This is a genomic window from Actinosynnema sp. (assembly GCF_052038725.1).
On the sequence record NZ_JBQGCX010000658.1, the window covers coordinates 1 to 4,188 of the forward strand.

Consider the following 4,188-nt stretch of genomic DNA (forward strand, 5'->3'; position numbering starts at 1 on the left):
GCGAGGGCCGGTCGGCCAGGTGCACGTCGTCGAGCAGCAGCACCAGTCCCGGCAGCGCGCCGAGGACCGCGTCGACGGCGCGGCGCAGCTCGTCCTCGGTCATGCCGAGCGCGCGCGGCGCCCGCAGCAGCCCGCGCAGCAGCAGGACCACGTCGCGCTCGCGGCCGTGCGCGGAGACCGAGCCGAACGCGTCCTGGAACAGCCCGTACGCGCCCCCGCGCGCCCGTCCCCTGGCCACCAGCGCCCCCCGCGCCGAGGCCAGCGCGGCGAACTCGTCCAGCAGCCGGGTCCGCGAGGCCCCGCTCACCTCAGGGACGCCGAGCAGCCTGACCCCGGACCGGTCGGACAGCAGCCGCTCGAAGCGGTCGGCGCGCGGTCGGGCCTGCAAGGTCGATGTCATCTCCCACTTCCCCCCGTGCGTGGTACTCCCCAGTCACCACTAGTGCATGAGCGGAACGGTCACGGCCAAATACACCGGCCGCCGGAAAACCGCCCGAATGCGGGATGCCCGCCCGACCGCGCCGCGACGGCGGGCGGGGCGCCGTTCGGCGGAGGGCGGAGGGCGGGGATCGCTGCGGGTAACACCGCAGCGCGTAGGCGTCCGAATGGACCAGTGCCGGGCGGCGGTTGCCAGGCACGGGCGGGGCGTCACCATTCACACAATGTGGGTGACGCGCGAAAGCGTTACCCACCGCCGAGTGAGTTGATGCGTCTGTCCCGGGGAGACCACTACCCCTGGTCGTTCCCTCGTCCTACCTTTGAGCCTACCGCTCGGGTGAGCGGACAAGTTCAGGGGAAAACGGGAGGTAGTGATGGGTCTGCTCGGCACGGTGCTGGACCTGGTGAAGAACCTGCTCGGCGCCCTCCTGGGCGGTCTTCTCTGACCGCCGCGCCCCACCGGTCCGGTCGCACGGGCCCGCCGAGGGGGCGGGACCGCGCGAGCTGATCGGCGGGACCACGCCGCTCCCGGCGGAACGCCCGCACCCGCCCGGAGCAAGCAGCGGACCCCCCTTGCCAGGGCCGGGGACGGGGGTCCGCAGTCACGCGCGAGCCTCGGGTCAGTGCGGCAGCTCCGCGGCGAGCCGCTCGTCGCCGCTCTGCTCCTTGAGCGGCTTCTCCTTGATGAACAGCACCGCGAGCAGCGCGATCGCGGCGATCGGTGCGCCGATCAGGAACAGCTCGGCGGTGGCCGTGGCGTACACGTCGCGCACCACCAGCCGGATCGGCTCGGGCAGCGCCGACAGGTCCGGCACCGCCGTGTGGCCGCCGCCGCTGGCGAGCATGTCGGCGGGCACGCCCAGCGCGGTGAGCTTCTCGGTCATCAGCGTGGACACCCGGTTGGCCAGCACCGCGCCGAGCGCGCTCACGCCGATCGAGCCGCCGAGGCTGCGGAAGAAGGTCAGCGTGGACGTGGTCGCGCCGAGGTCCTTGGCGGGCACGTCGTTCTGCGCGGCCAGCACCAGGTTCTGCATCACCATGCCGACGCCGACGCCGAGCACGGCCATGTGCGCGCCGACCACGAGCACGGTGGTGTTCGCGTCGATCGTGGACAGCAGCAGCATCCCCACGACCATGATCGCGGCGCCCGCGACCAGGAACACCTTCCAGCGGCCCCACTTGGTGATCAGCTGGCCGGCGATCGTGGACGACAGGAACAGGCCGAACACCATCGGCAGGCTCATCAGGCCCGCCTGGGTGGGGGTCTTGCCGAGGCCGATCTGGAAGTACTGCGACAGGAACACCGTGCCGCCGAACATCGCCACGCCCACCAGGACGCTGGCGAGGGTGGTGAGGCTGACGGTGCGGTTGGCGAACAGGCGCAGCGGCACCACCGGGTCGGCGGCGCGGGACTCGACCCACACGGCCAGCGCCAGCAGCAGCACGCCGCCGCCGACCAGCACGGCGGACCAGGCGGAGACCCACTCGAACGAGCCGCCCGCGAGCGTGGACCAGATCAGCAGGGTGGAGACGCCGCCGGTGATCAGCGCCGCGCCCAGGTAGTCGATCCGGACCGAGTCCTTGCGCACCAGGGGGAGGCGCAGGGTGCGCTGGAGCAGCACGATCGCGGCCAGGGTGAACGGGACGCCGATGAAGAAGCACCAGCGCCAGCCCAGCCACGAGGTGTCCACCAGGAACCCGCCGATGAGCGGGCCCGCGACGGTGCCGATGCCGAAGACGGCGCCGAACAGACCGGCGTAGCGGCCCAGCTCGCGCGGCGGGATCATCGCGGCCATCACGATGGTGGACAGCGCGGTCATGCCGCCCGCGCCGAGGCCCTGGACGACGCGGCTGACGATCAGCACCTCGACGTTCGGCGAGAAGCCCGCCAGGAGCGAGCCGACCACGAACAGGCCGAGGGAGAGCTGGATGAGCAGCTTGCGGCTGTAGAGGTCGGCGAGCTTGCCCCACAGGGGGACGGTGGCGGTCATCGCGAGCAGCTCGGCGGTGACGACCCAGGTGTAGACGGACTGCGAGCCGTCGAGGTCGGAGATGATGCGCGGCAGGGCGTTCGAGACGACGGTCGAGGCCAGGATGGACACGAACATGCCCAGCATCAGGCCCGTCATCGCCTGGACGACGTCGCGGCGCGAGGTGCTCGGGGCCCCGGTCGCGGGTACAGCGGTGTCGGTCATCTTTCCTCGTCGGATCGGTGGTGCGGGGGACTCGGGAGGGCGAAGCCGCAGGCCAGCAGGTCGAAGGCCTCGGCGATCAGGTCGGTGAGCTGGGGGGCGTCGCCCGCGCCCGGCCAGCTGGCCCAGCGCCAGGCGGCGACGCGGAACGCGGTGTTGGCGGAGGCGGCGAGCAGCATGGGGTGGGCGTCGGTCTCGGCGTGCCCGGTGCGCTCGGCGAGGGCGCGGACCATGTGCCGCTCGACCTGCTCGCCCGCCGCGAGGACCTTGGGCAGCAGGACGGGGTTCTGCTCGATGACGCGCATCCGGCGCAGCCACTCGTCGCGGCCCGCGGTCTCCTCGGCCAGCTCGGCCAGGAGGGCGGCGCGCAGCACGGCGAGGGGGGCGAGGTCGGCGGGCTGGTCGAGGATGCGGCGGGCCAGGCGCGGGCCCGCGTCGGGGTCGGGCCCGAGGAGGGCCTCTTCCTTGGTGGTGAAGTAGTTGAAGAACGTGCGGGCGGAGACGCCCGCGGCTGCGGCGATGTCCTCGACGGTGATGCCGTCGAGTCCGCGCTCGGTGACCAGGTCCAGCGCGGCGTCGGCCAGCGCCTGCCTGGTCAGCCGCTTCTTGCGGTCGCGCAAACCTTCCCCCATACGAGTGAGGGTAGGCGGAAAGCTGCACATAGTGCAAGTTTGCAGCGACTGAAGTTTTTATGTCGGAAAGGTAACGGGCCTCCGGTCCCGGTACCCGCTGGTCAGCCGCACGCTCCCGCGACCAGGCGGCGGAGCTCCCCCTGCGGCAACGGGTTCGCGCTCAGCCACCCGTCCCGCTCGACCACCAGCAGCCGTCCACGACGGGTGTCGAGCCACCGGATCGGGCTTCGCCTGGCCTCACCCGAACGGCGGAGTCGGGGTTGGGCCGTGCACATACCGCCACCGAGCGCGGAGGCGAGCAAGCCGGTCCACCCGCGAGCCGAGGACCCGGTGACCCCGTGCGCGGTGAGCACCTCCCACGCGCCGCCCGAGGGCGCCCGCCCCGCGGCGGCCACGGCGGCGGCGGGCGCGGTGAGCGGCAGGCAGTCGGCGGGCGGCAGGACCGGCTCGGCGGCGAGGAGCACGACGGGGAGCAGGTCGGGCAGGCAGGCCGTGACGGCGACGACGGCCCCGCGGGGCCGCAGCGCGAACGCGACCCCGCCGCCCCGGACCCCGACGGCGACACCGGAGGCGCCCTCCCAGTGCACGCGGTCGCCGGAGAGGGCGGTGACGAGGTCGGCGACGTGCCCGGAGGGGCCCCGGTGGTCGGCCAGGCCCCTGGCGCGCAGGGCGGCGGAGACGCGGCGGTTGTCGGCGAGGTGGTCGGACCAGGTGCGGGCGGTGGGCGGTTCGGGGAGGGGCAGTGGCCAGGGGGCGGCGGCGGTCTCGCAGAGCAGGTGGAGCTCGCGGGAGGTGAGCGACAGGTGGTTCACCGGCGCTTGCCCGAGTTCACGGGCCAAGCGCGCATGACCACGTGGCTGTTCGAGATCGCGCTGCGCGTCGCGAGCCACGCACGGCGCAAACAGAAGCGTGCGCGCGACCACACT

The 4,188-nt window shown here is 73.2% G+C and carries 4 protein-coding genes; all 4 read right to left on the reverse strand.

Features of this window, described 5'->3' with window-relative positions:
* Positions 1-400, reverse strand: a 400-nt coding sequence (locus tag ACTUAL_RS13865) for a hypothetical protein (RefSeq protein WP_440900525.1), incomplete at its 3' end; no start/stop codon positions are given.
* A gap of 658 nt (positions 401-1,058) precedes the next feature.
* Positions 1,059-2,633 carry an MDR family MFS transporter gene (locus ACTUAL_RS13870; protein WP_440900526.1) on the reverse strand — a complete coding sequence of 525 codons (1,575 nt, stop codon included), beginning with the start codon at positions 2,631-2,633 and terminating at the stop codon, positions 1,059-1,061.
* Positions 2,630-3,262 (reverse strand): TetR/AcrR family transcriptional regulator, encoded by a 633-nt coding sequence (locus tag ACTUAL_RS13875; protein WP_096495077.1) that lies wholly within the window; start codon positions 3,260-3,262, stop codon positions 2,630-2,632. Before ACTUAL_RS13875 ends, ACTUAL_RS13870 begins: the two co-directional genes overlap by 4 nt.
* A 101-nt stretch (positions 3,263-3,363) precedes the next feature.
* Entirely contained in the window at positions 3,364-4,074 is a 711-nt protein-coding gene (locus ACTUAL_RS13880; RefSeq protein ID WP_440900527.1) for an ESX secretion-associated protein EspG, read from the reverse strand.
* Positions 4,075-4,188 lie beyond the last annotated feature (114 nt).

Coding starts and splice junctions, on each gene's coding strand:
- ACTUAL_RS13875 (WP_096495077.1), bottom strand. CDS start 3,262: ATGGGGGAAGGTTTGCGCGACCGCAAGAAGCGGCTGACCAGGCAGGCG.
- ACTUAL_RS13870 (WP_440900526.1), bottom strand. CDS start 2,633: ATGACCGACACCGCTGTACCCGCGACCGGGGCCCCGAGCACCTCGCGC.